The sequence below is a fragment of the Corynebacterium sp. HMSC056E09 genome (genome assembly GCF_001813425.1).
Lineage (GTDB): Bacteria > Actinomycetota > Actinomycetes > Mycobacteriales > Mycobacteriaceae > Corynebacterium > Corynebacterium hesseae.
The window spans coordinates 47,384-72,816 of the sequence record NZ_KV812495.1; the positions used below are offsets into that span (position 1 = coordinate 47,384).

Sequence of the window (25,433 nt, forward strand, 5' to 3'; positions counted from 1 at the left end):
CTCCTAAAGCATTTGTAGGCGGTCGTAGCTGTCGGTGTCTTCGAAAAAGCCACCGCGCCCGTTGCCCACAATGTCGAAACGATTGACAACTTCGATGCGGTCAAGCCACTTCGCAGAGCGGAAACCGGTGGAGGTCTCCAGTCGCAAGCGCATGGGCGCACCGTTCTTGATGGGAATCTCGCCGCCGTCATAACCAATTGCGATGAGCGTTTCCGGCTGACGGGCCTCCTCCATGGGCATGGACTCGTAGTAGTACGAACCGTTGTAGTTATCGTCGTCGCGAGTCATGTTCTGGAAACTGTGCACGACGACGTCGGAAGCCCCGTCCAGTGGCTTGACTAAATCCAAGAGCTGCGCCAACGGAACGCCTTCCCACTTTCCGACAGAGGTAAATCCTTGAACGCAATGGTGCACCGTATTTTGGGAATACCCAGCCGAAAGCCGGCGTAGGTCCTCCAACGTCAGACGCATGGGCTTTTCGACGAACCCACCAATCTCCAGCACGTAGTCCTTTTCAAATCCATTACAAAGGAGCGCCATGTATTCCTCGGTACCGGGTGGCATGCCCGAGGCCCGGTGATGCGGTGCCTTGGTGACCTCTGAATCGGCATACACCCCGCGTTGGCGCGAAGGAACCTTCGAGCGCAGGAAACGGGTGAAGGGGCGCACCACGGCGTTATGCAACGCGGCAACTGCCATCGGGCGCTTAAGGGAGGTCTTCGTAGCCCAAATGTGGACAAAGACAATAAGCATTATGCCCATGGTGAAAATGATGCCGCCGGCCACCGGCTTATCGGCATGCCCAAAGACCATCTTGGACACCTCGTGACCGTATCCATGCATGATCACCATACCCACGTGAATAACGATGAAGACAAGGTAGGCCACAAGGCCCCAAAAGTGCAGGGTGCGGATGACCTGACGGCCTCCCATCGCCTTGGAAATCCGCGGGAAGTGGTTATTGATAGCGGGCGACTGGAACATGCCAGTGAGGATCATCCACATTGGCAAGATGAGGACAACAAAGCCATAAGACAGCTGTTGGATTGCATTGAACGGGTAGCCGTCCATCGCGCCGGGGATTTGGAAGCCAAGGTAGTGGACTAGATCATCCCATGCTTGGGCAAAGACTCCCCAGCTTTCGGGCCAGTAGCGGCGCCACTGGCCGGTAGCCAGCAAGAGCCCCCAGTAGATAACCAGTAGGAGCATCCACCCCATCACTGAGATGAAGTGCCAATAGCGGCCTTGCCCCAAGGCACCATAGCCTGGAAGGGAAACGATTGGACTGTAGTTTTCGTATTCGCCGGAGACTGGGAAGTACTTGCGCTTGCGCTTTTGTTTGATAGAAAACTGCGCCCATTGTTTGCCTAGGGGCGTGTGAATCGAACGATGCAGCTTAGGGAACGTGCCTAGGATTTCGATACCGCTACGGATGAACAGCGTGACAAAGAGGATATTGACAAAATGTTCGATACGTAGCCAAACGGGAAATTCAGTCAACATGATTAGTCCTCAAAACCTTGATCGTCGGGATAAGCAACGAGCACGCCATAGTCCAGCGCCCAGTACACGACGAGGTAGGCGAGACCACACAGTGCTGTGGTATTCCATGCGGCGGCGAGGTACACATCGGCTCCGTTCCATACCCATGGCGGGGTGCCGGCGAGACCGCCGAAAAACAGAAGCAGTGAACCCACGGCGGGAATGAGTCCGAAATCCCACACACGCCACGGCGTCACGGCACCAAGAACAACAACGACGGCGCACAATGCAACGAGGAGATAGAGGACAATCTCTTGCTCGGGAAAAATCGAAAACTCGGCCCGCGCCACGTACCAGGCCAATCCCCCTTGTAGGGCCATGATGGCCACTATCATGACGCGGGTTAGCTTTGGCAGGTTGATGCGAATATAGCGGAAGAACGGTGCACGCTCTTTGCCCGGCTTGACGTGCAAAGAGATGTCATGAAGGTTTGGGTCAACCGATGAAGGTATGGCAGACATGAGCTACTTCTCCTATCGCGCCCGCTGCGGTCCGCAGGCGTGCTGCGCCCGTGACCATTGCTGGGCACTCGTGTCCAGATGACTCGCTACCGTCACCTGCTGGCAACGCCTGCCCTACCGGAGATTGGCAACGCTCGAGGCAGGCTGGAGCTCTTCTCAGCTCCCTGAAACTCAGTAAACCCCACACCATGAGTTACAGCGAATATGGACGACTGTTCAAATTGCGCCCACGTCTACTAGCTGCGGTTTAGACAAGCGTTCAGAAACCGTCCGTTTGTCCCATTTATCGCACGCGATGAAGCGGTGTTTAACTTGGCAATGTCGAGCTCAACGCTAATTTCTGCCCTCATCCTCGCGCTCAATTCGCTACGCGCTTCAAGGGTAGCCACGCTCCGGAGAAGCATCGATGTACCACCCACACCATTCTTGAAAGGACATGCTTCTTAAATGTCTGCCATGGTCATTTTCGGACTCATCGCCTCTGTAGCACTGCTTTTCGCCTTCGCAATGCTCAACCTTGGGAAATGGACGGTTGATGACTACCCATACCAAATCCTCAACTTCATTGGCGCCGGTTTCCTCGCCGCCTCAGCCGCCACGCCCTTCAACGCCGGCGTCTTCTTCACTGAACTCATCTGGTCCCTCTTCGGTCTGTATGGAATTATCCGCATCTACCTAGACCGTAAGAAGAACACTGCCCAAAGCTAGGGCTCACCCGACCCGCCTCCATTTTGACAGAAAGAATCACCCCCATGAGCTTCGCTTTCGAAATCGGCATCATCGCCGGCATCCTGTTCGTCGTGGCCTACGGCCTGCTCAACTTCCGCGTCCTGACAGCCGATTCCCCGCTGTACCAATCCCTTAATTTCCTCGGCGCGACCGGATTCGTCTACACCGCCATTTCTCCCTTTAACCCAGGCCTGTTCATTGTTGAGACAGTATGGGCCGTCGTCGCGCTTCTTGGCCTCTGGAAGATTTTCACGAAGAAGGCCCCCAGCCAGGCCCGATAAAACCCTCGCCGCTCGGCGCAAACGAGCACTAGACTGAAGGCCCGTCACACACAGGGAGCACGATGTCTAAAGAAGATGCACAGCCACAGCGCAGAGAACTCATCCTGACTGCGGCCCTTAACACCATCGTTCGCGAAGGCGTTGCCGGGCTATCTTTACGGGCGGTCGCCGCCGAGGCACACGTGGCACTCGGCTCCATTGCCTACTATTTCACCGATAAAGACGGCCTCATCAACGCCGCATTCCAGGACTTCACGCACCGCTCGGTGACTGAGTTTCGGGAATTCTATGAAGGCGTCTCCACCCTCGAAGAAGCACGGGCCGCCACTGTGGACATGCTCTCGGCTACCGCCCGTTCACGCACCGATATCATCCTGGGCAGCGAGCTTTACTCGTTGTCGCTGCGCCGCCCGCGCCACCGCATGATCCTTCTGGAGTGGACACGGGCGTGCCAAAAAGTCCTGTCCACATATTTTGATGAACCCACCACGCTGGGGCTTGATGCCCTCTACGAAGGAGCAGTCCTCCACCACGCCATGCGCGTGGGAGAGACTTCGACGCAGCGGATCGCTCTCGCAGTAGAGCGCCTAACCCCACCGGAGTCATTCATCTTGCACACCCCACGCGCGAGCTAGCGCCCGGGCTAGCGATCGCGCGTACTAGGGGATAGACTTGCGCGGTCATTGACCTTTGGCCTTTCCAGGCCGCTCACATGAAACGTTGGTCTATGGAACTCCTACGTATCCTCATATCCCGCTCGAAGCCGTATACCGGCTACGTCATCGCGGTGCTGCTTCTCCAAGCACTGTCCACCGCAGCAACGCTTTACCTTCCTTCGCTCAACGCGAAGATCATCGACAAGGGCGTTGCCCAAGTAGACATCGACTACATCTGGCACACCGGCGGCATCATGCTCATCGTGGCCTTCATCCAGGTCAGCGCCGCCATCGCCGCTATCTGGTTCGGCTCCCGCACCGCGATGGGCCTCGGCCGTGACCTGCGCTCCGAAGTCTTCCGCCGCGTCACCCGCTACTCCGCCGAAGACATGAGCAATTTCGGCACCGCCACCCTCATTACCCGCGGCACCAACGATGTCCAGCAGGTCCAGATGGTCTACATGATGATGCTCAACTTCATGGTTGCCGCCCCCATTATGTCCATCGGCGGCATCATCATGGCCATCCGCGAAGACGCCGGAATGTCCTGGCTCGTCGCGGTGTCCGTCATCGTGCTGCTGGCCGCCATCTCCGTCATCATCGTGCGCCTCATGCCGCTCTTCCGCTCGTGGCAGGAAAAGCTCGACGTCATGAACGGCACGCTGCGCGAGCAAATCGCCGGTATCCGCGTCGTCCGCGCCTTCACCCGCGAGGAGCACGAGGCCAAGCGTTTCCGCACCGCCAACCGCGACATCACCAACCTCTCGCTCAAGGTGGGCCAGCTGTTCGTCCTCATGTTCCCCATCATCACCGTCATCCTGAACGTGGCCACGGGCGCGGTTCTGTGGTTCGGCGGCCACCGCGTCGACGATGGCCTCGTGGAAGTCGGCTCCCTGACCGCCTTCCTGCAGTACCTGCTGCAGATCCTCGCTGCCGTCATGATGGGCACCTTCATGGCCATGATGCTGCCCCGCGCCGTCATTTGCGCACGCCGCATCACCGACGTCCTCGAGCACGATCCTTCCATCGTCGAGCCCGCTACCCCGCTCACCCCGGAGCGCTCCGAGGGCGTGGTCGAGTTCGACAACGTCACCTTCCAGTACGCCGGCGCCGAAGCGCCCGTGCTTCACGACGTCTCCTTCACCGCCACCCCCGGCACCACCACCGCTCTCATCGGCGCGACCGGTTCCGGCAAAACCACCGCACTCTCCCTGATCCCGCGCCTCTACCTCCCGACGAAGGGGCGCGTGCTTCTCGACGGCACCAATATCGCCGATATGGCACGAGGGGACGTCGTCAAGCGTGTGGGCCTCGTGCCTCAGAAGCCGTACCTGTTTAGCGGTTCCGTGGCCTCCAACCTGCGCCTCGGCGCCCCGGACGCCACCGACGAGGAGCTGTGGGAAGCGCTGCGCGTGGCCCAGGCAAACTTCGTCGAGGACCTCGACATGCACATCTCCCAGGGCGGCACCAACGTTTCCGGCGGCCAGCGCCAGCGCCTGTCCATCGCACGCATGCTGGTGGCGCGGCCGCTGGTGTACCTCTTTGATGATTCCTTCTCCGCGCTCGACGTGCTCACGGATGCCGCGGTACGCGACGCCATGCGGGAATACACCGCGAAGGCGACGACCATCATCGTGGCGCAGCGCGTGAGCTCGATCGTGGATGCGGATCAGATTCTGGTCATGGACGCCGGGCGCGTCGTGGCCCGCGGCACGCACGAGGAGCTGCTGGAAAGCTCGACGACGTACCGCGAAATTGTGGAATCCCAGGAGGTGGCATAAATGACTGAGCAAGACAACGCGACGTTAGAAGCCGAGATCGAGCAGAAGACCGGCGAAAACGCGCCGCGCAAGGCCAAGAATTTTTGGCCCTCCGCCAAGCGTCTCTTTGGTCTGCTCGCGCCATTCAAGGCGCAGCTTGTCGCGATTGCCGCGATGAACCTCGTGTGCGTGTTCCTCGCCGTGGCCGCGCCCAAGGTTATGGGCAAGGCCACCGACGTCATCTTCTCCGGCGTCATTTCCCGCCACCTGCCCGCCGGTATGACCAAGGAGCAGGCCATCGCCGCTCTGCGCGCGGGCGGGCAGGATAAGTTCGCGGACATGGCCTCCGCCATGGACTTGAACCCTGGCTTCGGCATTGATTTTTCCAAGCTGGGCACGGTCATCGGCATCGTGATTGCGATGTACGTGGTGTCCTCGCTCTTCCAGTGGTGGCAGGGCTACCTGCTCAACTCGCTGGTGATGAAGGTTGTCTTCGATCTGCGCGAGCGCATCGAGGCGAAGATCAACCGGCTTCCGCTGAACTACTTCGATACGCAGTCGCGCGGCGACCTTCTTTCGCGCACCACCAACGATGCCGACAACGTCCAGACGGCGCTGCAGCAGGCCATTTCGCAGCTGTTCTATAACCTGCTCATGGTCATCGGCATCACGGTCATGATGTTCACCGTGTCCTGGCAGCTGGCCCTCGTGGCGCTGCTGGCGCTGCCGCTGACCGGTGTGGTCATCGGGGTCGTCGGCTCGCGCGCGCAGAAGCAGTTCAAGGCGCAGTGGAAGGCCACCGGTGACCTCAACGGGCAGGTCGAGGAAGCCTTCTCCGGCCACGACCTGGCGACCGTCTTCGGGCGCATCGATTCCATGACGGAGGACTTTGATAAGCGCAACGAGGAGCTCTTCCGCTCCGCCTCGCTGGCGCAGTTCCTGGCGGGCATGATGATGCCGATCATGCAGTTCATCTCCTACCTGTCCTACGTGGTCATCGCGGTGCTCGGCGCGTTGAAGGTGGCCTCCGGCAACCTCACGCTGGGTGGCGCCCAGGCCTTCATCCAGTACTCCCGCGAGTTCAACCAGCCGCTGGGCCAGCTCGGCGGAATGATGCAGCAGGTGCAATCGGGCGTGGCCTCGGCCGAGCGCGTCTTCGAGTTCCTCGACGCGGAGGAAGAACCCGCCGAGGAGACCACCTCCCGCCTGGGTGGACGCGCCAAGGGCCTCGTCGAGTTCGATGACGTGGACTTCGGCTACGATGCCCCGCTCATCCAGGACCTTTCCCTCCGCGTGGAGCCGGGCCAGACCGCCGCCATCGTGGGCCCCACGGGTGCTGGCAAGACCACGCTGGTCAACCTCATCATGCGCTTCTACGACATCGATTCCGGCACCATCCGCCTCGATGGCGTCGACACCGCGCAGATGTCGCGCCACGAGCTGCGCTCCCAGGTGGGCATGGTGCTGCAGGACGCCGTGGTCTTCGAGGGCACCATCATGGACAACATCCGCTACGGCCGCCTCGACGCGACCGACGAGGAGGTCATCGCCGCCGCCAAGGCCACCTACGTGGACCGCTTCGTCCACGCGCTGCCTGAGGGCTATGACACCGTCATCGATCAGGACAATGGCGCGATTTCCTCCGGCGAGCGCCAGCTCATCACCATCGCGCGCGCCTTCCTGGCGCAGCCGGCGCTCCTCATCCTCGATGAGGCGACCTCCTCCGTGGATACCCGCACCGAGGTGCTTGTTCAGGACGCCATGAACGCGCTGCGCGCTGACCGCACCTCCTTCATCATCGCGCACCGCCTGTCCACGATTCGTGACGCCGACATCATCATCGTCATGGAGGAAGGACGCATCGTGGAACAGGGCACCCACGCCGAGCTTCTCGACGCCCACGGCGCCTACTGGCGCCTCCACCAGTCCCAGTTCCGCGAGGACTAGTCGACGGTCACGGACATCCTCGGGGCCGAGAACGTGTCACCCGTGAGGTTCGCCAACTCGAGGGTGACGTCGCTTAAGGAAAGGTGCTCCATGAAGGCGTCGGGAAGCTCGGCGTCCGGAGCAGGGGGAATTCCGAGCTGATCGAGGACGGCATTGATATCGCCGCTGGTGAGATCCGCCGTGACGGGCACGGTGCGCGCGCCCTCGACGGTGGGCGTGGCGGTCAGCGAGGTCGCCACGATGCGCGCGGGCTCCACGGTGGTTACTGAACCGCCGGTGGTGAGCAGGCCATCGCCGGCGTTGCCGGGCAAGGTGATGGCCAGGTTGCGCACGGCAAGGCGATCGCCGGTGAGCTCGATAACGCGCACCTCGCCGTCGCGGGTGGGCATCGTGCCCAGCGTGGCTTTCACGTTTCCCGTTAGCGTGACCTCGTCCGCCTTCACGGTGGAAAAGTAGGGCTGCGCCGGGGCGACCTGCGCGCTCACGCCCGTCGCGCTCGCCGCAGCGACCATGGCGGCCACGAACAACACGCTCCGTGAGCGCGAAGGACGGTGCTTAAACATCGGTAGGCTCCCACGCCAGAGTGAGCGCGCCGCCAATGATGCCGAGCAGCGTGCCGATAAGGAAGCCTCCCAAGTTAGAGGTAGGCAGCGCAATCACGGCCACGATGATGCCGAGCACTCCCAGGTACGTCGAGGTGGCCGGGCGGAACCACGCGCCTAAGCCGAACATGACCAACAGCGCCCCGATAAGCAGCGTGGACACGCCCGACACCGTGGAAATCATGACCAACAGGTCCGAGATGTGCACGGTGAAATACGCGGGCGTGGCGATAACGATTCCCGAAAGTATGAGCAGCAAGCCCGGGATGAAGGGCCGCCCACCGCGCCACGCCTTAAACCGATCAGCAGCCATTTCCGCGGCCCCGTTCCACGGATACGCCCACGTTCTGTGCTGACAGCGTCTTGGCGCCGATGGAGGTGGCACGGACGTCGTCGGCAGTCAGCGAAACCTTCTTTGCATACAGGCCCCACGTTCCGGGATCCGCGGTGGTGGACAGCTGGCGCGCATCGATGCCCACGTTCGCATCCTCCATGACCAACGAACCCTCGATGTCCGACGCACCAACCAACAAGTCGGTGGCCTCCACGCTGTTATCGCCCTTCGCCTTCAGCGCCAGCGTGGCCTCCCCCACCGCCGGCAGGTCCGTCGTGACGTAGAGGCAAAGATCCGAGGCCACCGCGTGCTCCATCTTCAACCGGGCCGTCGGCACGTCCTCCTCGCCCTTCTTGTCACTATCCACGAAGAGCGAGAAAGCCTCGCCTTCCAAGTGCCGCATGTTGACGTTGAAGAACGTTCCCGATAGCGCCAGATTTGCCGTCAGACCGCCTTGCGCCACCGCAAACCCCGTCACGCCGAAAGCCGCAAATCCTGCGATGAGCCCCACCGCCGCCTTCGGCGCACTGATTCTTCCCATACACGTCAGCTTATTTCTCGGCCTCCGAAAACACTAGCTGAATGCTGACTCACTGATTTCGGGGCCGAGGATTTAAGGTAAGAGGCACACACAGCAGCAATTAAAGGAGCGCGCATGTTCGGCTGGGTTGCCATCGCCGCATCGGTCCCGGTGTGGCTGTACTTTTTCTACCGCCTCACGGCGCTGTTTCGGTTCATCCGCTCCGGCGGCCCCACGCAGCTAAACCGTACCGACCGCCCCCTGGCGCGCCTCGGCCGTGTGCTTATCGAAGTCTTCGGCCATACCCACTTCAAAGGCCGGCCGCTGGTCAATGCCGCGCACTGGCTCGTCATGGTGGGCTTCCTCTTCGGCGCCATCGTGTGGTTCGAGGCCTATATCCAAACCTTTGCGCCCGATAAAGGCTGGCCGTGGCTGGGCGACTGGCCGGTCTACCACTTCATCGAAGAGGTCCTCGCCATCGGCACCGTGCTGGGCATCTGCTTCCTCATTGGCGTGCGCCTGAAACTCGGCCACACCGAGCGCGGCAGCCGCTTCTACAACTCCCAGGTCTTCCCCGCACGCCTGGTGGAGGCCATCGTGCTCCTCGAGGGCCTCGGCATGCTCGCCGTCAAGGCCTCCGCCATCGCCACCTATGGCGGCGGCTCCCCGTGGGCTGATTTCTTGACCATGCGTGTGGCGGGGGTTATACAGGCGTCGCCAAGCACGGTGCAATTCTTTGCCCTGGTGAAGCTGCTGACGGGCCTGGTGTTCATCGCATGCATCGCGCGCTATTTCCAGTGGGGCGTGATGTGGCACCGTTTCATGGCCTTCTTCAACATCTTCTTCCAGCGCAACGCCACGGGTGAAAAAGCGCTGGGGGCTGTGCCCACGCCGGACCTGGAGGACCTCGAGCCGGGGAGCTGGAAGATGCTTCTCGACGCCTCCTCCTGCACCGAATGCGGCCGCTGCCAGGACCTGTGCCCCGCGTGGAACACTGAGAAGCCGCTGAGCCCGAAGAAGCTCATGATGGACCTGCGCCAGGGCGCGCTGGATAACTACAACCCGCACGAGGGGCTCAACGTGCTGGCGATGGCGGGCACGATTGATGATGATGTCCTGTGGGCCTGCACCAACTGCGGTGCGTGCGTGGACCAGTGCCCGGTAGACATCGAGCACATCGACCACGTGGCGGACCTGCGCCGGTTTAAGGTGCTGGCGGAGTCCGACTTCCCGTCGGAGCTGACCGGGTTGTTTAAGAACATGGAGACGAAGGGCAACCCGTGGGGACGCAATGCTTCGGAGCGCCGCGCGTGGATCGACGAGGCGCGCGCCGATGGCATCGAGGTGCCGATTATTGGTGAGGACGCGGAAGACTTTTCGGACCTGGAGTATCTGTTCTGGGTCGGTTGCGCGGGCACGTATGACGACAAGGGCCGCGCCACGACGCGCGCCGTGGTGGACATGCTGCACACCGCCGGCGTGAAGTTCGGTGTGTTGGCTACGGGCGAGACCTGTACCGGTGACCCGGCGCGCCGTGCCGGAAATGAGTTCCTGTTCCAGGTGATGGCGGAGCAGAACGTCGCCACGCTTAACGACGCCTTCCGTGGCGTCCCCAAAGGCCAGCGCAAAATCATCACGACGTGTCCGCACTGCTTCAACACGATTCGCAACGAGTACCCCGACTTCGACGGCCACTTCGACGTGCTGCACCACACGCAGCTGCTTAACCGTTTGGTGCGGGAGAAGCTGCTTGTGCCGGTGCCGCGCTCCCCGGAGAACCGCAAGCCGGTGACCTACCACGACCCGTGCTTCCTGGGCCGCCACAACAAGGTCTTCGACCCGCCGCGTGAGCTCGTGGAGGCGACCGGTGCGTCGCTAGCGGAGATGGACCACAACCGCGACGAGGCCTTCTGCTGCGGCGCCGGTGGCGCGCGCATGTTCATGGAGGAAAAGCTAGGCAAGCGCATCAACGAGTTCCGCTCGGAGCAGGCCGTGGCAACGGGCGCGGAACAGATCGCGACGGGCTGCCCGTTCTGCAACGTCATGCTCACGGGCGGCGTGAAGTCCATCGCACCGGAAACTCAGGTCAGCGATGTGGCGCTCATGCTGCGCAGCGCCATCGCCCCCTCCGGCGACCTCCCTGCCCCGCGCGAGAAGGCCTTCCTCGACACGCCTCGCCGCCTGCCGGTCTCCACCGCGCCTTCCCCGGAAGCACCCGCTGCGCAATCTGCACCGACAAGCTCCCCGCAGGCCCCCACCACAGCGCCGTCCGCACCAAGCGCTCCCTCTGCGCCGCAGGCACCTGCAGCGCCGACGCCTCCGGCTGCCCCCAGCGCTCCTGCAGCACCCACTGCGCCCCAAGCTCCGTCCGCGCCAACCGTGCCTACTGCTCCAGCAGTTCCTTCCTCCCCTGGCGCTCCGATTGCACCGGCGGCTCCGGCTGCCCCCAGCGCACCCGCCGCGCCGTCCGCACCGACACCACCGGCTGCCCCAACGGCTCCATCCGCCCCTGGAGCACCGGCGGCCCCCAGCACACCTCAGGCACCCGCAGCTCCGACTGCGCCAAGCGCGCCGCAAGCACCCGCAGCGCCTAATGCGCCGGCGGCTCCTTCGGCACCGAAACCTCCAACTGCGCCCAGCACTCCTGCAGCGCCGTCCGCTCCGACACCACCGGCGGCACCCAGCGCACCCGCGGCACCAAAGGCTCCAGCCGCGCCCAGCGCACCTCAGGCGCCCGCAGCGCCGGCTGCGCCCAGTGTGCCGGCTGCTCCAGCAGCGCCAAGCGCACCAGCCGCACCGAAGGCACCATCTGTGCCAGACGCGCCAGCGGCGCCGAAGGCTCCGGGGACGTCGGCAAGCAAGGGCGACTAGTGCGACGTCGGCCACACCACCAACGCACGGGGTAGGCGTGCCTGATACCCCACAGGTACGCTCTACCCCATGCAAATTGACGTAACCTACGTCCTCGCCTCGGGCGAGACCAACTACACCAACTCGCTGGTGTCCTTCGCATGGATTATGGCGGTGGCGCTGTTGGCGCCGTTGGTGTCTCATGCCTTGGGCAAGAAGATGCCGGCCGTGGCGCTGCTCATTTTCTTCGGCATGCTCATCGGCCCATCGATGTTGGGCCTGGCCCATGAAGACCCCGGCATCGGGATGCTCAAGGAGCTTGGCGTTGGCGCGCTGTTCCTGCTTGCGGGTTTTGAAATTGACCTCGCCAGCCTGAAGTCGAAGGAAGCCGCGACGGGGCTGTCCACGTGGCTCATCTGCATGGTGGTGTGTGGCGTCGGCGCGTACTTCCTCATGGATGACATCCCGGGTGCCATCGTCATGGCAATTGCTTTGACGTCGACGGCACTGGGCACCATCACGCCGATGCTCAAGCAGGACAAGCTGCTTGGCACGCGGGTGGGCGATTCCGTGGTCATCCACGGCGCCATCGGTGAGGTTGCGCCGATTACCGCGATGGCGCTCCTTTTGGGAACGCGCTCCACGTGGACCACGATGTTGATTCTTCTGGCCTTCATCGCAATCGCGGTCGCCGTGGCCATCATGCCCTTTGCTATTACGACGCTCATGCCGTGGTTCAAGGACGCCTTCATCTCTGGGGCGGGTTCAACGAACCAGACCATCATGCGCCTCATCATTTTGATTCTGGCCATCCTCATGGCGGTCACCGCCGTCTTTGAGCTCGATATCGTGCTGGGGGCCTTCGCAGCGGGCATCATCCTGAACCGCATCGTGCCCGATGAGTTCCATAAGGGCTTGGAGAACCGCCTCGACGTGGTGTTTTATTCCATGCTCATCCCGGTCTTCTTCGTGGTTTCCGGCATGGCGATTGACTGGAAGGTCATCGTGGACGAGCCCCTCAAGGTCCTCGGCATCCCGCTTCTTATCCTGGTGACCCGCGGCCTGCCAGTGTTCCTGCGCGAAAATATCCACCACACGGGCTCCGACGTCGAAACCACCCGCGAGCGCCTCCAAGTGGCGCTCTATGCGGCAACCGGCCTGCCCATCATCGTGGCGGTGATGACGCTTGCGGTGAGTTCGGGCATCGTCGATACAGAAATGGCCTCGATCTTCATCGCCGGTGGCGCGCTCACCGTGGCTATCTTCCCGTTCCTCTCCGGGCTCGTGCGCGAAAAGGAGCAAGCTAAATAGACTGTTAGGATGGCTATTGTGACTAATCCTTTCAGCATGCGGCTTTCCGACGCCGAACGGACCAACGCCGTCAATGACCTCGCCCAAGCCTTGGGTGAAGGCCGTCTATCGATGGACGAGTTTGAACAGCGCACCGACGCGATAATGGAGGCGACGACTCGCCGCGAGCTGGCGGCCGTCTTCATGGATATCCCCACCAAGGCCAGCACGGAGCTCAAGATTTACTCCCAAGGTGAAATGGAGCGCGCCTACCAGGCTACGAAGAAGCCTCGACTGGCCACGGCCATGGTGGGCACGCTGGGGTTGTTGTTCGGTTCGATTGCATCTTTCGGTGCCCTGTCCGGCGTCACCGCCGCGCTGACCGGAACGGGTTTGCTCTTCCTCATCCCTGCGCTGTGGATCATGCTGTACGTGGCCAAGGTGGGCCCGGAATCCTGGCATCGCCCGTCGCCGCGCCAGATCGAGCGCCAGCGTATGCGCGAGCTCAAGGCCGCGGGCGCGGAGGAACGCGCGCAGATGCGGGCGTTGGAGCAGGCGCAGTGGGCGGAGAGGCGTCGTCAAGCAAGCGAAATCACCGGCGATGCGATGAATCTGGCCAAACGCAAGCTGGAGCAGTGGAACCAGAAGTAACATATCCGGCATGACACACAACCGGATTTTTGATCAATCCACCAAACTACAAGGCGTTGCCTACGATATTCGCGGCGAGGTTTCCACGGAGGCCGAGCGCATGGAGCTCGACGGGCACAGCATTCTGAAGCTCAACACCGGCAACCCGGCGGTGTTTGGTTTCGATGCGCCGGATGTCATCATGCGCGACATGATTGCGGCGCTGCCGACCTCGCAGGGCTACTCCACGTCGAAGGGTATTATCCCGGCACGGCGCGCGATTGTAACCCGCTATGAGCTGGAGGATTTCCCCAGCTTCGACGTCAATGACGTGTACTTGGGCAACGGCGTGTCCGAGCTGATTTCGATGGTGACGCAGGCGCTGCTTGACGACGGCGATGAGGTTCTCATCCCCGCCCCTGACTACCCCCTGTGGACGGCGGCGACGTCGCTGGCGGGTGGCACGCCTGTGCACTATTTGTGCGATGAGGAGGACGATTGGAATCCCTCCATTGAAGATATTCGCGCGAAAGTAACGGAGAAGACCAAGGCCATTGTGGTCATTAATCCGAATAACCCGACGGGTGCCGTGTACTCGCGTGAAACGCTGCAGAAAATCGTGGACGTAGCGCGCGAATATAACCTGCTGATTCTGGCGGATGAGATTTATGATCGCATTCTTTATGACGGCGCGAAGCACATTTCGATTGCCTCGCTGGCGCCGGACTTGCTGACGATCACGTTTAATGGCCTGTCGAAGGCCTACCGCGTGGCCGGCTACCGCGCGGGCTGGATGGTGCTGACGGGCCCGAAGTCCCATGCCCGCGGTTTCATTGAGGGCCTGGATTTGCTGGCGGGCACGCGCCTGTGCCCGAATGTACCGGCGCAGCACGCGATTCAGGTCGCACTTGGTGGGCGGCAGTCGATTTATGAGCTCACCGGTGAGGGCGGGCGCTTGCTCAAGCAGCGCAATGTCGCATACGAGAAGCTCAACGAGATTCCAGGCGTGTCCGTGACGAAGCCGATGGGCGCGCTATATTGCTTCCCGCGCCTGGACCCGGAGGTGTATGAGATTCACGATGACGCGAAGCTCATGCTCGACATCCTGCGCGCCGAGAAAATCCTCATGGTGCAGGGCACCGGCTTTAACTGGCCCACGCCGGATCACTTCCGCGTGGTCACGCTGCCGTGGGCTTCGCAGCTGGAGAACGCGATCGAGCGGCTCGGCAACTTCCTGGTGAGCTACCGCCAGTAGCGCGCCACCGACATCCCTGCCTTGTTGTGCAGTATCTACGGCGCGCAGGTCCAGCGGGACGGGACTTCGCGCGATCGGGCAGGCGCAAAGAGCCGCACTCAGCACAAAAGAGTGCGCGCAGGATGCGCCCCCCTTTGCCTCAAGCGTTAGCGCTCCGGCGGGGCGGGGCTTCCCGGCTCAGAACGTGTGGATGTCGGTGGTTCGGCCGGCTTTGCGGTCTGGGCGCGACGGCTTGTGCTAGGCACCGCAACGGTGCTTACTGTGTCTTGACGGTTTTCGTGAATCCGCTGGGCGCGTGGTGCGCGGTGCGGATGTACCGGTTCCCGCGGATCGCGGGGAGCAGCCGGCACCCACTTAACCTTGCCGTTTTCCCGCACGATGCGGCCACGACCCGGCAGTCCGTTAATAGCGTTGTGGTATTTGCACAGCGGGGTGAGGTTTTCAGGATTCGTTTCGCCGCCGTGTCTCCATTCTTGGATGTGGTGTATCTGGCAATAGTCGGCGCCGCACAGGCAACGGCCCCAGGCACAGGTGGGTTGCTCGCCGCTGGCCATGATGCGCTGCTTCTCCGAAGCAACGCGCTGGGTGCGGTGGAGTTCGACGGGGCCTTTGACGCGGTCGACGAGCATGACGAGGCCTTCTTCCGCGAGCTCCCGCTCGATGAGCTCTTTGCCCGTGATCTTGGCACCGTTGGATAGCTGAATCACGATATCCCCAAGGTCCGGCGCTGTGCGCTCACCGGACGCTGTGGTGTCGTGGCCGGATGTCTCTCCAATGGCAGGCTCGTCAGAATCATTAGACGGTGATGCGTCGGCGGGCTGGCTGGAAGCAGGAGTTGTGGCTGCAGAAGACGCTGTTGTGCAGGAAAGAGGTGCCGAGGAAGGCGCATTCGATTCTGCGGAGTCGGGGCGCGGGGTGGACGGGTCGCCCAAGCGGCCCAAGATTGTGGCGTACTCGGGAAGCTCCATGACGGCGAGGGTCTGGGGTGCGGGGCGGGCGAGGCGGCCTTCTCGAAACGCAGCCGTAAACGAGCCGACGGGATCGTCTTCGTCGATGTTGGGACGCAGGTCCTCGATGAGCGCGGCCGGGGCCGTGAGCGTGAGCTTCGACAGTTCCTTGCCGCGGCGAATTGTCACGCCCGGCTTCGGCGCGGGCGGTGGGTTGAGCTCACGAATGCGCTTGCGCGCATAGCGGGCCACGGCCTTTTCATCACCAGCAATGCCGCACAACTCAACGCGCAAATCCCACGCCTCACGCTGCTTCTTAAGCTGTCCTGCGAAGCGTTCAATGAGCAGCAGCGTGGGCAGGTCGTGCCCATTAGCGCGCGCCGCCGAAACGGCACGCGCTTGTTTGCGGTTAAAGGAGGTGGGGGCAAAGTAGACGTCGTAAAGCGCCAGCAAGGAACGCGCCACAGACTCCGGACCCCACGCCCGGAGCTGCTCGAAGCTGAGCCCCGCAACGCCGGCCACGAGGTTCATGCCAGCAACGCTAAACGCCCCACCCGCACCGCACAACGGCACCGCCGCCAGCCTGTGGATAACTTGTTGACCGTATCAGCAATACTTTTCTTTATTATGAATCTCATTCACAATAGTAGGCATGACTAACCTCAGCCCGTGGCGCACGGGGCTCCTAGGATTTCTTGCCATCACGGCCCTCGCAACCCTCGCGGGACTATTCATCCTCCGCCCCACCAGCGCGCTCACTGAGCACACCAGCCCGGACTTTTCCACCACCTACGCCCTCAATCATCCACAAGTCGAAGGCACCGTCGAGACCGTGGATAACCACCTGTGCTCCGATCCCCACACGGGCCGCGCCTTCGATGAGGCCCCGCTCATCCCCGCCGAGGGCGACGACACCTCCTGCTCCCGCGCCCTCATTGACCTGACCTCCGGCGCAGACGCAGGCCGCAAGACGCAGCTCGTATTCTATGGCGTGGCCAGTGACCCGACCCTCCACCCCGGTGACGAGGTAATTCTGACAGTTTCCAGCGACGGCACCTATGCCTTCGCTGATTTTCAGCGCAATGGAAACCTTGCGTTGTGGGCTATCATCGCGGCCCTTGTCATCGTCGGCTTCGCCGCTTGGCACGGACTGCGCGCATTGGTGGGTCTTGTAATCAGCTTGGCAATCGTCTTCTTCTACCTCATCCCCTCTCTCATTGAGGGCCATTCGGCGCTGCCACTAGCGCTCGTGACCTGCGCGGCCATCCTTTTCCTCGCCGTTCCTCTCGTGCACGGCGTGAACTGGAAATCAGCCTCCGCCCTGGGAGGCGCATTGGTGGCGCTAGCGTTGTCGGGGGCGTTGGGGTGGGCGTCGATAAGCAGCACGGCGCTAACAGGCTCGAGCTCGGAAGATAACCTCAAGTTACTGCTCTACATGCCAGGGGTTTCCGTGGTGGGCGTGCTGCTGTGCGGGTTCATCATCGGCGCGCTCGGCAGCCTCAACGACATCGCGGTGGCGCAGGCCTCCACCGTGCGCGAGCTCCACGCCGCCGACCCCGCAGCCGGGCCCGGCGCGCTTTTCATGTCAGCCATGAAGGTGGGCCGCGACCATATCGCTTCCATGGTGTATACCATCGTGCTGACCTATACCGGCGCGGCCCTGCCCCTGCTCATGCTCATCACGGCGGCGCAGCGCCCAGCCCTGCAGATCCTCTCCAGTGACCTCGTCGCCACGGAGGTTCTGCGCTCCCTGCTGGGCGCGATGGCCTTGACACTTGCGGTACCGCTGACCACCGCGATTGCGGCGTTTACTGTGCCGGAAGGACGCGACCAAGCGCCTCGACGGTCCAGCCAGCCTCGCGCCAAGCATCGACGCTGAGCACGTTGCGCCCATCGATGATGTGGCGGCGGGCCACGAGCTCGCCGGCCTCAGCCGGGTCGAGGTCGCGGAATTCCTGCCACTCAGTAGCGAGGATGACCAGCTCGGTGTCCTTGAGCGCCTCGCTTGCCGACGCCACGTAGTTCAACGTCGGGAACACCTTCTTAGCGTTCTCCATACCTTGCGGGTCATAGACCGTCACGGCGGCTCCTGCTAGGGAAAGCGAACCGGCCACGGAGAGTGCTGGCGAATCGCGGACGTCGTCCGAGTTGGGCTTGAAAGCGCAGCCCAACACGGTAACGCGGTGGCCCAAAAGGGAACCATCGAAAGCCTGCTTGGCCAGGTCCACCACCCGGTCGCGGCGGCGCATATTGATGGCGTCGACCTCGCGCAGGAAGGTCAGGGCCTGGTCCGCACCCAGCTCGCCGGCACGCGCCATGAAGGCGCGGATATCCTTGGGCAGGCAACCACCGCCGAAGCCCAGGCCAGCGCCGAGGAACTTGCGGCCGATGCGCTCGTCGTAGCCGATGGCGTCGGCAAGCTTGACCACGTCCGCACCGGCAATCTCGCAAATTTCAGAGACCGCGTTGATGAAGGAAATCTTGGTGGCCAAAAAGGCGTTGGCGGAGACTTTCACCAGTTCCGCGGTCTGCAGGTCGGTCACGATGAACGGGGTGTTCTGCGCCAGCGGCTTGGCATAGACCTCGCGGGCAACCTCTTCGGCACGACTCTCGGCGAATTCGCCGACGCCGAGGACGATGCGGTCCGGGGTGATGGTGTCCTTGACGGCGTAGCCCTCGCGCAGGAACTCCGGGTTCCACGCAATCTCCACGCTGGTGCCCTCCGGGGCAAGCTCATTGGCCATCTGCTGCAGCTCCGCTGCGGTGCCCACGGGGACGGTGGACTTACCGAAGATGATGTGCTCGCCCTTGAGGCGCGGCACGAGCTCCGTGATGACGGCCTTCACGTAGGTTAGGTCCGCCGCATAGGAGCCGTGTGCCTGCGGGGTTCCTACGCCGAGGAAGTGCAGGTTGGCGAACTCCGCGGCGTCGTCATAGCTGGTAGAAAAACCCAGGCGGCCGGACTCGATGTTGCGCTCGAGCACCTCCGGCAGGCCAGGCTCGTAGAACGGCACGCGGCCGTTCTTGAGCGCTTCGATCTTGTGTTCATCCACGTCTACACCGAGCACCTCGTGGCCGAGTTCCGCCATGCAGGCGGCGTGCGTCGCGCCCAGGTAGCCGGTACCAATCACAGTCATACGCATAACCGGGAATTTTAGGCGCGGTTGACCAGAAGCGCGCGGCGAGCACGAAAAGTTTAACGGAAGTTCAGATAGGACTTCGACGGCGTCGGCCCGCGCTGGCCCTGGTACTTCGAACCCAGCGCGCCGGAGCCATACGGCGCCTCCGCCGGCGAGGACATCTTGAAGATGGCCAACTGCCCCACCTTCATCCCCGGCCACAGAGTAATCGGCAGGTTCGCGGTGTTGGACAGCTCGAGCGTGATGTGACCGGAGAAACCCGGATCGATAAAGCCGGCCGTGGAGTGAGTCAGCAGGCCCAGACGCCCCAGGGAGGACTTGCCTTCCAAACGACCCGCGAGGTTGGCTGGCAAAGTGAACTTTTCCAGCGTTGCGCCGAGCACGAACTCGCCGGGGTGCAGGACGAAGGCATCGCCCTCAGCCACCTCCACCTCGCTGGTGAGGTCCGGCATCTCCTGCTTGGGGTCGATGTGCGTGTAGCGCGAGTTATTAAACACGCGGAAGAACTTGTCTAGGCGCACATCGATGGAGGAAGGCTGGACCATCTCGGCGTCGAAAGGCTCGATGCTCAAACGCTCAGGAGCATCAGCGGCGATGGCGGCACGGATATCACGATCAGAAAGAAGCACGGTTGATAGTCTACCTCCCCACTGGGCCTTTTATGGCCTCGGGCGGCGGCGGTGCTAAGCTTTATGACGATGCACATTCTGCATTGCGCCGACGTAGTTTAATGGTAGAACTGCAGCTTCCCAAGCTGCTGGCGCGGGTTCGATTCCCGTCGTCGGCTCCACGTATTTTCCCAGTTCATGGACTAATTTCATACCTACAGGATGGACCATGACAGCCCCTATCTTCACGCCCAAAACCACAGCGGAGCTTCGCGCTGAACGTGAGCATGTACTTCAAGATCTTGCGCCCCGCACAATCGATGAGCTCCGCGAACAGCGCGCGGTTGATCAAATTTTAGCCATCGACGAGGCCACTCTGAATCGGTATGAAGCCCTGTGCTTCGTTATCGGCGACTAGACAGACACGTTTTCTCTCAGAGCTACATCGTCCCTAGCCTGAGATTCAAAAATTACCCCCACGTCAATACCAGGGCGTGCGGTAACAAACCCCACAGGCAGGACACAATGGGCAAGCACGAACCAGCGGAAATCAGCGACGCACCCAAGAAGAAGGGCGTCAACCCCAACGCCATCATTGCGTTAATTCTGATCCTCGTCGGTCTCGGTGTCTTGCTCTACCCCGTCGTGGCCACGCAGTGGAACAACCACACCCAATCCCGCGCCGCCGAGGAATACGCCAAGCTGGAGAAGCAAGCCCCGCCAGAAGTACTGCACACCGCCTGGGAGGAGGCACAGGCCTACAACGCCCAGCTGGGCCAAATCAGTGTGGAAGACGCTTGGACCACCACCGATGACGAGAACTCTCCCGAGTACCAGCGCTACCGCCAATACCTGTCTGTGCTGTCGGAGACCGATGCCATGGGTCGCATCGTCATCCCCTCTATTGATTCCGATCTGCCCATTTATCACGGCACCTCAGAAAAAGCACTCTCCCGCGGCGCTGGCCACCTCTACGGCACGGACCTACCTGTCGGTGGCGTGGGGAACGGCGAGGGCAGGCACGCAGCGCTCTCTGCTCACACGGGTCTACAGAATGCCACGCTGTGGGACAACCTCACCAAGGTCAAGAAGGGCGATGCTTTCTACATCGCCGCCGGCGGCGAGAAGCTCAAGTACGAGGTGCACGATATTCGGGTCGTCGAGCCTGCGGACACCAGCTCGCTCCACCGTGAGCCAGGCCAGGACCTCGTTACGCTCATTACCTGCACCCCCTACGGTGTAAATACCCACCGCTTGCTCGTCACCGGCCACCGAGTGCCAATGGATCCGGAAGACGAGGCCGCATTCATCAGCTCTGGTATTCACTGGCAGTGGTGGATGTGGGCCATTCTGGCTGCCGCTGCCATCATCGTGCTTCTTCTCATCTACTGGTGGCGCAAATATGTCAGCAATGCCAAGGACACCGTGATTGACGACGACCCACAGGATTCCTAACCGCCAATAAAAATGCAATAAGGCCCGCCCTTCCCTGGAAGAGCGGGCCTTTTCTAAAAGTCACCGCAAGCGCTGGTTCTATACCCGGCGACGTCGCAAAGCGAGGCACCCTGCCGCGACAATAGCGGCACCAGCGAGAGCCCACAGGCCTACGCCCTCACCACCGGTCTTGGGCAGTGCACCCTTGGTGATGTCAGCGACCTGAAGGACGCCGATCTTCTTCACGCAATTGGCAGCGGTGTCGGACTCAGCGCACCTATTACTCGTGATCGCGGTCTTTCCGGAGAGCACCTTGATGACTGCATTGCCGTTCTGATCCCACTCCGTCGAGAACTTGATCGGCGCGGGCAGCAGGTTATAGCCGTTCGGCGCCTTGGTCTCGATGAGGTAGTACACGCCAGGGGCGTCCAAGCCTTCGAGCTTGACGCGGCCTGTGGTGGTGGTCGTGGACTGCTTCACCACGGGGTTAGCATCAGTGTTGACGCTGCCATCTGGGTTTAGTTTCAGGTTTCCGTCAGCGTCACCGCGGTGGACGGTGAACTGCGCGCCATCGAGCAACCCGTCGGTTTGAATCTCCTTCGGCTTGTCTGGGTTGTAGCTCGCCTTTTCGAGCAGAACGTCCATCGTTTCCTTGGTCTCCAGCGGGATACAGTCAGTATCCTTCCAGCCACCCATTTCTGCCTCGTTCATGAGGCCAAAGTTGGGCTCGTGCAGGCCATCCTTGGTGTAGCAGCGGGTGTTTCCTGCAGGTTGGCTCGGGTAGCCGGCTGGGACGGAGGTGCTGTCCAGTTTTGAGCGATCCAGCTTGAAGCGCACCGTTACCTCGTAGACGTGCTGCCCGGAGCTTCCATTGACGCCCTTGGGCTTAATGATCTTTGGAGTGTCGTTCTTGTTGAGTTCATACGGACCGGCCCCCTGGTACGACTGCGGCTGGCTGGGCTTGTTGAACTCGTCCTTGAAGACCACAGTGGCCCCAGTAACCGTGGCGGCACCAACGAACTTCGGGGTATCCGTCAGCTTTCCGTAGATCACCTCATTGGTGTCGAAGCCGGGAGCATCCGGGGCGGCTACTACGACGTTGTACTTCGCGGTATATTCATTCGCCGCACCAGGAACAGGTTGCGGTGCACTGTCGACAGCAACCTTGCTGAAGCAGGCTTCAGTAGCAACGTTGTCGCTACCGGCCTCACCATCAGTGGCTTGGAAAGCCACTTTGTTCGGGCTACACACCGTCTTGAGGTTGCCGTATTTATCCGTTCGCACCGGCGCAGAGACGACATACTCTACCTTCGCGTGTCCTGGAAGTGTACCAACATAGCCCTTCATGTATCGGGACTCACCGTCCGCTCCGGACGGGACAGTCATGCCTGCATAAATACCGGCCCCCGGGCCAATCTCGTTAGGCCCTGGATTACGCCCGTTGACGAGTGTGGATCCAGGCCCAAAGCCTTCGAACTTAGCAGTGGGACCGGAAGCATTCACCCCATAGTGAGTATCCGTTGGTAGGTACTCCCAGAACGTGCCTCCCGAGCTGGCGTTAGCTGTGGTGTTTTCCACCGAAATGGTCCAGAAAGTACGGACCTCGCCGTTTACCGCCTTGGTCTCCGAGCGTTGCTTCTTCACTGCAATGTTGGATTGCAGCGCTGGCGGCGGCGGCACCAGATCGGAAGCAGCATCCGTGTTAAATGAAGCAGGCAGGTTGTTCATTATGTTGACCAACTCGAACGTCGGACTTTCGGAGTCCGGGTTACTGATTTTTAGCTCAAAACCCAGCTGATTCGCAGCCGAACTACCCGATCCAAACCCTAGGTTTCCATTGGAATAGGTCCACGCCTTGCCCCACGAGGCGGAGGGGTTGGAGATAGTGCGCCCGTCCAAAGTCTTGATTCCCGTGAGATCCCAGGTCTTGACTGCCCCGGTCTGAGTATCGATGCGTTCAAGAATCAGCTTGTCGCCGGCCTGAGATCTACTCTGGAAGCCCCACATGTACTTCTGGGCCTGCGGGAGCACCGCCCAGTCCTCCGAAAAAGACTGCTGGTTTCCGAACACGCGTTTAGCAGTGACATTATCGACATCGATTCTATAAAGGCGCCGAGTACCAGAGGTAGACGTGTTAGCCACGAAGAAACCCTCGCTGGTATACACGCCCGCGTTAAGCAGATCCCGGTCGCTGCTCGTTTCGAAAGGGGTACCGGTGCTTCCGGACGTAAGGATAGGCCCAAGGTTATGTACCACACCGGTCGCCGGATTAATCTGCAGGAGATTTCCTGCAGGGTAGCAGGGATCACCATTTTGACCGCGAATCTGGCTTACCGCATAAAGCCAGTTATCACTCGAGTTGAAGGCGAGGGCGTTGTAAACCCACCGCGACTTTTCCCCCACCGACCGGAAGTCTTGGCCTTGATTTACTTGCCGGCTCAGAATGGAAGTGTCTCGGCGAAGATCCTTAGGTTCACTGGTTACAACGTAGACAGGGCTACCGTCGGCAAATTCAGCTGGGGTGAGATCGCGCTTTGGCTGTCTGCTTGTAACCGGATCTTGGCACTCCTCTTTCGCAGGAACGGTGAAGGAAGCTGTAAACACTGTATCGGCTGGCCCGCGGTGAACACCCTTAAACTGAATCTGTGCGGTGCCACCAATAGTAATCTGCGGCAGGATGACTTGGTATTCCTTGGCGCTAATCCTTTTGTAGGTCACCTTCGCCTCATACCAACCTCCGTTGGCACCGGTGTAATAGATCGTCAGGTCATCAGGGTTAGTCGATAAATAACTGTTAACGCTGGATTTGAGGGTAACCACCGTGCCTTGCGGAATGGACAGCTGGCCGCCAAAAAGCTCACCGGCCGGAATCTTAAAGTTCGGGATATAGCGGCTTCCCTTGAGCACGTATCCATCGTTTACCATCGTGATGGTGCGGTCGCCTGCAGCGTACGGGGTAATGTTCGGCGCCGCCATCAGACGGGCTGGGGCCGCGTCAACGTCAGCAATATCAAGCGGCTCAGTCACCTCCGAAGGGGCTTCTAAGGCTTCGCTGGATTCAGGTGATGACGTGCTGGTAGTCTCCTCGGCTACTCCACGCACGTCGACGGACATCCCGCTCAGTTCGGATTCCTCTGCGACCGCTGGGATCTTCAGTGAGAAAGCTGCCCCTGCTGGCACGTCAGTAGAAAGGCCAGCGATTCGGAAAGTCACTGAAGAACTGGTTGATTTTACAACGAGGTTGTCTCCTTCGCGGACGGGGATCACTTCGCCGTCGATAGTCAGTGTGTAGGCCGAGCCGTCGAACTCCAGTCCTGCAGTCTCAACAGTGAATTCCAACTCCTCCACGGTTCCGGCGTCAACAAAGTGGCCTTCAAATGTTGCGGAGTCGCCAACAGTCAGGCTCAGTTGGTCTGCGGAATCGAGCTTGGTGCGCAGGGTTGTGGTTTGTGCTTCGGCTACGGCACCAACGATTCCGGGCAGAGCAGCCGGTGCAGCAACACCAACAACGAGAGCCAGTGCAGCAATGAACGCCGCAAGAGCACGCCAGCGGTACACAACCGGCTCGACCGGATGAGAATCTGTCCAGGACATTAGCGTCCCTCGCTTTCTGAATTCTTCCTACGGCTAAAGGCAATCATCACGAAACCAGTGGCAATCAATGCCAACGCTGCGGCTACTACACCGATTACCTGTGCACCGGTCATCGCCAATGAGCCACCATTGCCCGACGACGTTACTGGGGTTGAGGTCTTACCGGCACTTGGAGTACCCGGCGGCGTTGTCTCGGGTTGGTGAGGTGGCTTCCCTGGTTTAGTCGGTGGATAGTTCGGAGGTGTTTGCGGGGTATCCGGGCGTGACGGCGGAGCGCTCGGAGCAGATGACGACGTGGGTGGCGTCGGCGTTTCACCCGGTTTGTGGGTCTTAGCCACGATTACTCCTGGTACTGGTTTCGGGTTATCTACCACCGTGTGGAATGGAACCGCCACCACAAACGGGTTTATCTCTCGGTAGGAATCATCCGGCGCTGTAGACGTCACCACATAGAAGCCATGAGCTAGACCATCAAACGTCACCTCGCCATTGGCATTGGTGACCAGATCCACGTGCACATCGGTGCGCCAATCACGAACCTCGTCGAGATTCGCGTTCCGTACGCGGGCTGCGTCGTCAGCGTTGGTCGGGTCCAAGCCGGCAAGCCGGTCCAGATGAATTGTGACACCTTGGATTTTTCCCGAGGGCGGCTGGCCATCGTCGTTGGGATTGCCTTGTGTCAGCCGGATTGTCACTGTATCCGTAGCCGAAGTGCGTTCCGCACCAGTGGACTGCTGCCCGGCAACCTGCACCGCTTCTGCAGCAACGACGCCCGGCCCTGCGAACGCAACCGCACACGCTACTCCGACGGCAACCACTCGGGCCGACCATGCATTTGTCAACCTCTTCATCG

General features: G+C 61.2%; 22 protein-coding genes and 1 tRNA gene. 13 read left to right on the top strand and 10 right to left on the bottom strand.

The features are described from left to right. Positions 1-3 precede the first annotated feature (3 nt). Positions 4-1,503 carry a molybdopterin-dependent oxidoreductase gene (locus HMPREF2912_RS06610; protein WP_070624220.1) on the bottom strand — a complete coding sequence of 500 codons (1,500 nt, stop codon included), beginning with the start codon at positions 1,501-1,503 and terminating at the stop codon, positions 4-6. A 2-nt stretch (positions 1,504-1,505) separates the two neighbouring features. Continuing rightward, complete coding sequence (locus HMPREF2912_RS06615; protein WP_070624222.1) at positions 1,506-2,003, bottom strand: hypothetical protein; 498 nt, start codon at positions 2,001-2,003, stop codon at positions 1,506-1,508. A gap of 447 nt (positions 2,004-2,450) precedes the next feature. Between HMPREF2912_RS06615 and HMPREF2912_RS06620 the strand changes: the two genes are divergently transcribed. The 5 genes from HMPREF2912_RS06620 to HMPREF2912_RS06640 all read left to right on the top strand — a co-directional run bounded on the left by HMPREF2912_RS06620 (position 2,451) and on the right by HMPREF2912_RS06640 (position 7,376). Further along, positions 2,451-2,711 (top strand): CBU_0592 family membrane protein, encoded by a 261-nt coding sequence (locus HMPREF2912_RS06620; RefSeq protein WP_070532007.1) that lies wholly within the window; start codon positions 2,451-2,453, stop codon positions 2,709-2,711. A 44-nt stretch (positions 2,712-2,755) separates the two neighbouring features. Continuing rightward, positions 2,756-3,013, top strand: a complete 258-nt coding sequence (locus tag HMPREF2912_RS06625; RefSeq protein WP_070532003.1) for a CBU_0592 family membrane protein — start codon at positions 2,756-2,758, stop codon at positions 3,011-3,013. A 62-nt stretch (positions 3,014-3,075) separates the two neighbouring features. Next, a complete protein-coding gene (locus HMPREF2912_RS06630) occupies positions 3,076-3,648 on the top strand; it encodes a TetR/AcrR family transcriptional regulator (RefSeq protein ID WP_070624224.1) in 573 nt (190 codons plus the stop codon). A 92-nt stretch (positions 3,649-3,740) separates the two neighbouring features. Next, on the top strand, positions 3,741-5,450 hold the full coding sequence (locus tag HMPREF2912_RS06635) for an ABC transporter ATP-binding protein (protein ID WP_070683634.1): 1,710 nt from the start codon (positions 3,741-3,743) through the stop codon (positions 5,448-5,450). Continuing rightward, positions 5,451-7,376, top strand: a complete 1,926-nt coding sequence (locus HMPREF2912_RS06640) for an ABC transporter ATP-binding protein (protein WP_070683637.1) — start codon at positions 5,451-5,453, stop codon at positions 7,374-7,376. It begins immediately after the preceding gene. Here HMPREF2912_RS06640 and HMPREF2912_RS06645 read toward each other — a convergent pair. The 3 genes from HMPREF2912_RS06645 to HMPREF2912_RS06655 are packed head-to-tail and all read right to left on the bottom strand — an operon-like array spanning position 7,373 to position 8,853. Continuing rightward, a complete protein-coding gene (locus HMPREF2912_RS06645) occupies positions 7,373-7,939 on the bottom strand; it encodes a hypothetical protein (RefSeq protein WP_070683639.1) in 567 nt (188 codons plus the stop codon). The two genes, HMPREF2912_RS06640 and HMPREF2912_RS06645, sit on opposite strands and share 4 nt — an antisense overlap. Beyond that, on the bottom strand, positions 7,932-8,291 hold the full coding sequence (locus HMPREF2912_RS06650) for a DUF6114 domain-containing protein (protein WP_070531987.1): 360 nt from the start codon (positions 8,289-8,291) through the stop codon (positions 7,932-7,934). The genes HMPREF2912_RS06645 and HMPREF2912_RS06650 overlap by 8 nt, the downstream gene beginning before the upstream one ends. Next, entirely contained in the window at positions 8,281-8,853 is a 573-nt protein-coding gene (locus HMPREF2912_RS06655; RefSeq protein WP_070523701.1) for a DUF6230 family protein, read from the bottom strand. Before HMPREF2912_RS06655 ends, HMPREF2912_RS06650 begins: the two co-directional genes overlap by 11 nt. A gap of 114 nt (positions 8,854-8,967) precedes the next feature. On the opposite strand from HMPREF2912_RS06655, the gene HMPREF2912_RS06660 reads away from it, so the two are divergent. The 4 genes from HMPREF2912_RS06660 (at position 8,968) to HMPREF2912_RS06675 (ending at position 14,857) form a co-directional block, all read left to right on the top strand. Continuing rightward, entirely contained in the window at positions 8,968-11,703 is a 2,736-nt protein-coding gene (locus tag HMPREF2912_RS06660; RefSeq protein ID WP_070624233.1) for a (Fe-S)-binding protein, read from the top strand. A gap of 69 nt (positions 11,704-11,772) precedes the next feature. Further along, positions 11,773-12,993, top strand: coding sequence for a cation:proton antiporter (locus HMPREF2912_RS06665; protein WP_070683641.1), 1,221 nt, complete (start codon positions 11,773-11,775; stop codon positions 12,991-12,993). A 9-nt stretch (positions 12,994-13,002) separates the two neighbouring features. After that, entirely contained in the window at positions 13,003-13,623 is a 621-nt protein-coding gene (locus tag HMPREF2912_RS06670; protein ID WP_246816481.1) for a DUF1707 SHOCT-like domain-containing protein, read from the top strand. Between the two features lie 10 nt (positions 13,624-13,633). Beyond that, positions 13,634-14,857: a pyridoxal phosphate-dependent aminotransferase gene (locus tag HMPREF2912_RS06675; RefSeq protein WP_070683643.1), complete on the top strand. Its 1,224-nt coding sequence runs from the start codon at positions 13,634-13,636 to the stop codon at positions 14,855-14,857. A 146-nt stretch (positions 14,858-15,003) separates the two neighbouring features. On the opposite strand, the gene HMPREF2912_RS06680 is transcribed toward HMPREF2912_RS06675, so the two are convergent. Next, positions 15,004-16,335: an HNH endonuclease signature motif containing protein gene (locus HMPREF2912_RS06680; RefSeq protein WP_070683645.1), complete on the bottom strand. Its 1,332-nt coding sequence runs from the start codon at positions 16,333-16,335 to the stop codon at positions 15,004-15,006. 121 nt (positions 16,336-16,456) lie between these two features. On the opposite strand from HMPREF2912_RS06680, the gene HMPREF2912_RS06685 reads away from it, so the two are divergent. Beyond that, positions 16,457-17,683 carry a YibE/F family protein gene (locus HMPREF2912_RS06685; protein ID WP_070683647.1) on the top strand — a complete coding sequence of 409 codons (1,227 nt, stop codon included), beginning with the start codon at positions 16,457-16,459 and terminating at the stop codon, positions 17,681-17,683. On the opposite strand, the gene HMPREF2912_RS06690 is transcribed toward HMPREF2912_RS06685, so the two are convergent. Together HMPREF2912_RS06690 and dcd are read right to left on the bottom strand one after the other, a co-directional pair. Continuing rightward, positions 17,613-18,947 carry a UDP-glucose dehydrogenase family protein gene (locus HMPREF2912_RS06690; protein WP_070683648.1) on the bottom strand — a complete coding sequence of 445 codons (1,335 nt, stop codon included), beginning with the start codon at positions 18,945-18,947 and terminating at the stop codon, positions 17,613-17,615. The genes HMPREF2912_RS06685 and HMPREF2912_RS06690 overlap by 71 nt on opposite strands. 53 nt (positions 18,948-19,000) lie before the next feature. Next, positions 19,001-19,573: a dCTP deaminase gene (gene dcd / locus HMPREF2912_RS06695; RefSeq protein ID WP_046647118.1), complete on the bottom strand. Its 573-nt coding sequence runs from the start codon at positions 19,571-19,573 to the stop codon at positions 19,001-19,003. 87 nt (positions 19,574-19,660) lie between these two features. On the opposite strand from dcd, the gene HMPREF2912_RS06700 reads away from it, so the two are divergent. From HMPREF2912_RS06700 to HMPREF2912_RS06710, 3 genes are all read left to right on the top strand, one after another. Beyond that, positions 19,661-19,734 (top strand) — tRNA-Gly (locus tag HMPREF2912_RS06700). A 47-nt stretch (positions 19,735-19,781) separates the two neighbouring features. Beyond that, positions 19,782-19,970, top strand: coding sequence for a hypothetical protein (locus HMPREF2912_RS06705; RefSeq protein ID WP_070448130.1), 189 nt, complete (start codon positions 19,782-19,784; stop codon positions 19,968-19,970). 107 nt (positions 19,971-20,077) lie between these two features. Then, positions 20,078-21,007 (top strand): class C sortase, encoded by a 930-nt coding sequence (locus tag HMPREF2912_RS06710; RefSeq protein ID WP_070683649.1) that lies wholly within the window; start codon positions 20,078-20,080, stop codon positions 21,005-21,007. A 78-nt stretch (positions 21,008-21,085) separates the two neighbouring features. On the opposite strand, the gene HMPREF2912_RS06715 is transcribed toward HMPREF2912_RS06710, so the two are convergent. Next, positions 21,086-24,580, bottom strand: a complete 3,495-nt coding sequence (locus HMPREF2912_RS06715; protein ID WP_070683650.1) for a prealbumin-like fold domain-containing protein — start codon at positions 24,578-24,580, stop codon at positions 21,086-21,088. After that, the gene (locus HMPREF2912_RS12680) at positions 24,580-25,431 is read right to left on the bottom strand and encodes a SpaA isopeptide-forming pilin-related protein (RefSeq protein WP_083312490.1); all 852 of its coding nucleotides are present in this window, start codon (positions 25,429-25,431) and stop codon (positions 24,580-24,582) included. The genes HMPREF2912_RS06715 and HMPREF2912_RS12680 overlap by 1 nt, the downstream gene beginning before the upstream one ends. Between the last annotated feature and the right edge of the window lie 2 nt (positions 25,432-25,433).

What these genes read in the sequence shown, in the direction of transcription:
- HMPREF2912_RS06640 (WP_070683637.1), top strand. Translation starts at nt 5,451, where the DNA reads ATGACTGAGCAAGACAACGCGACGTTAGAAGCCGAGATCGAGCAGAAG.
- HMPREF2912_RS06660 (WP_070624233.1), top strand. Translation starts at nt 8,968, where the DNA reads ATGTTCGGCTGGGTTGCCATCGCCGCATCGGTCCCGGTGTGGCTGTAC.
- HMPREF2912_RS06710 (WP_070683649.1), top strand. Translation starts at nt 20,078, where the DNA reads ATGGGCAAGCACGAACCAGCGGAAATCAGCGACGCACCCAAGAAGAAG.
- HMPREF2912_RS06615 (WP_070624222.1), bottom strand. Translation starts at nt 2,003, where the DNA reads ATGTCTGCCATACCTTCATCGGTTGACCCAAACCTTCATGACATCTCT.
- HMPREF2912_RS06680 (WP_070683645.1), bottom strand. Translation starts at nt 16,335, where the DNA reads ATGAACCTCGTGGCCGGCGTTGCGGGGCTCAGCTTCGAGCAGCTCCGG.
- HMPREF2912_RS06690 (WP_070683648.1), bottom strand. Translation starts at nt 18,947, where the DNA reads ATGCGTATGACTGTGATTGGTACCGGCTACCTGGGCGCGACGCACGCC.
- HMPREF2912_RS06650 (WP_070531987.1), bottom strand. Translation starts at nt 8,291, where the DNA reads ATGGCTGCTGATCGGTTTAAGGCGTGGCGCGGTGGGCGGCCCTTCATC.
- HMPREF2912_RS06635 (WP_070683634.1), top strand. Translation starts at nt 3,741, where the DNA reads ATGGAACTCCTACGTATCCTCATATCCCGCTCGAAGCCGTATACCGGC.
- HMPREF2912_RS06610 (WP_070624220.1), bottom strand. Translation starts at nt 1,503, where the DNA reads ATGTTGACTGAATTTCCCGTTTGGCTACGTATCGAACATTTTGTCAAT.
- HMPREF2912_RS12680 (WP_083312490.1), bottom strand. Translation starts at nt 25,431, where the DNA reads ATGAAGAGGTTGACAAATGCATGGTCGGCCCGAGTGGTTGCCGTCGGA.
- HMPREF2912_RS06670 (WP_246816481.1), top strand. Translation starts at nt 13,003, where the DNA reads ATGGCTATTGTGACTAATCCTTTCAGCATGCGGCTTTCCGACGCCGAA.
- HMPREF2912_RS06715 (WP_070683650.1), bottom strand. Translation starts at nt 24,580, where the DNA reads ATGTCCTGGACAGATTCTCATCCGGTCGAGCCGGTTGTGTACCGCTGG.
- HMPREF2912_RS06645 (WP_070683639.1), bottom strand. Translation starts at nt 7,939, where the DNA reads ATGTTTAAGCACCGTCCTTCGCGCTCACGGAGCGTGTTGTTCGTGGCC.
- HMPREF2912_RS06655 (WP_070523701.1), bottom strand. Translation starts at nt 8,853, where the DNA reads ATGGGAAGAATCAGTGCGCCGAAGGCGGCGGTGGGGCTCATCGCAGGA.
- HMPREF2912_RS06675 (WP_070683643.1), top strand. Translation starts at nt 13,634, where the DNA reads ATGACACACAACCGGATTTTTGATCAATCCACCAAACTACAAGGCGTT.
- HMPREF2912_RS06630 (WP_070624224.1), top strand. Translation starts at nt 3,076, where the DNA reads ATGTCTAAAGAAGATGCACAGCCACAGCGCAGAGAACTCATCCTGACT.
- HMPREF2912_RS06685 (WP_070683647.1), top strand. Translation starts at nt 16,457, where the DNA reads ATGACTAACCTCAGCCCGTGGCGCACGGGGCTCCTAGGATTTCTTGCC.
- HMPREF2912_RS06625 (WP_070532003.1), top strand. Translation starts at nt 2,756, where the DNA reads ATGAGCTTCGCTTTCGAAATCGGCATCATCGCCGGCATCCTGTTCGTC.
- HMPREF2912_RS06665 (WP_070683641.1), top strand. Translation starts at nt 11,773, where the DNA reads ATGCAAATTGACGTAACCTACGTCCTCGCCTCGGGCGAGACCAACTAC.
- HMPREF2912_RS06705 (WP_070448130.1), top strand. Translation starts at nt 19,782, where the DNA reads ATGACAGCCCCTATCTTCACGCCCAAAACCACAGCGGAGCTTCGCGCT.
- HMPREF2912_RS06620 (WP_070532007.1), top strand. Translation starts at nt 2,451, where the DNA reads ATGTCTGCCATGGTCATTTTCGGACTCATCGCCTCTGTAGCACTGCTT.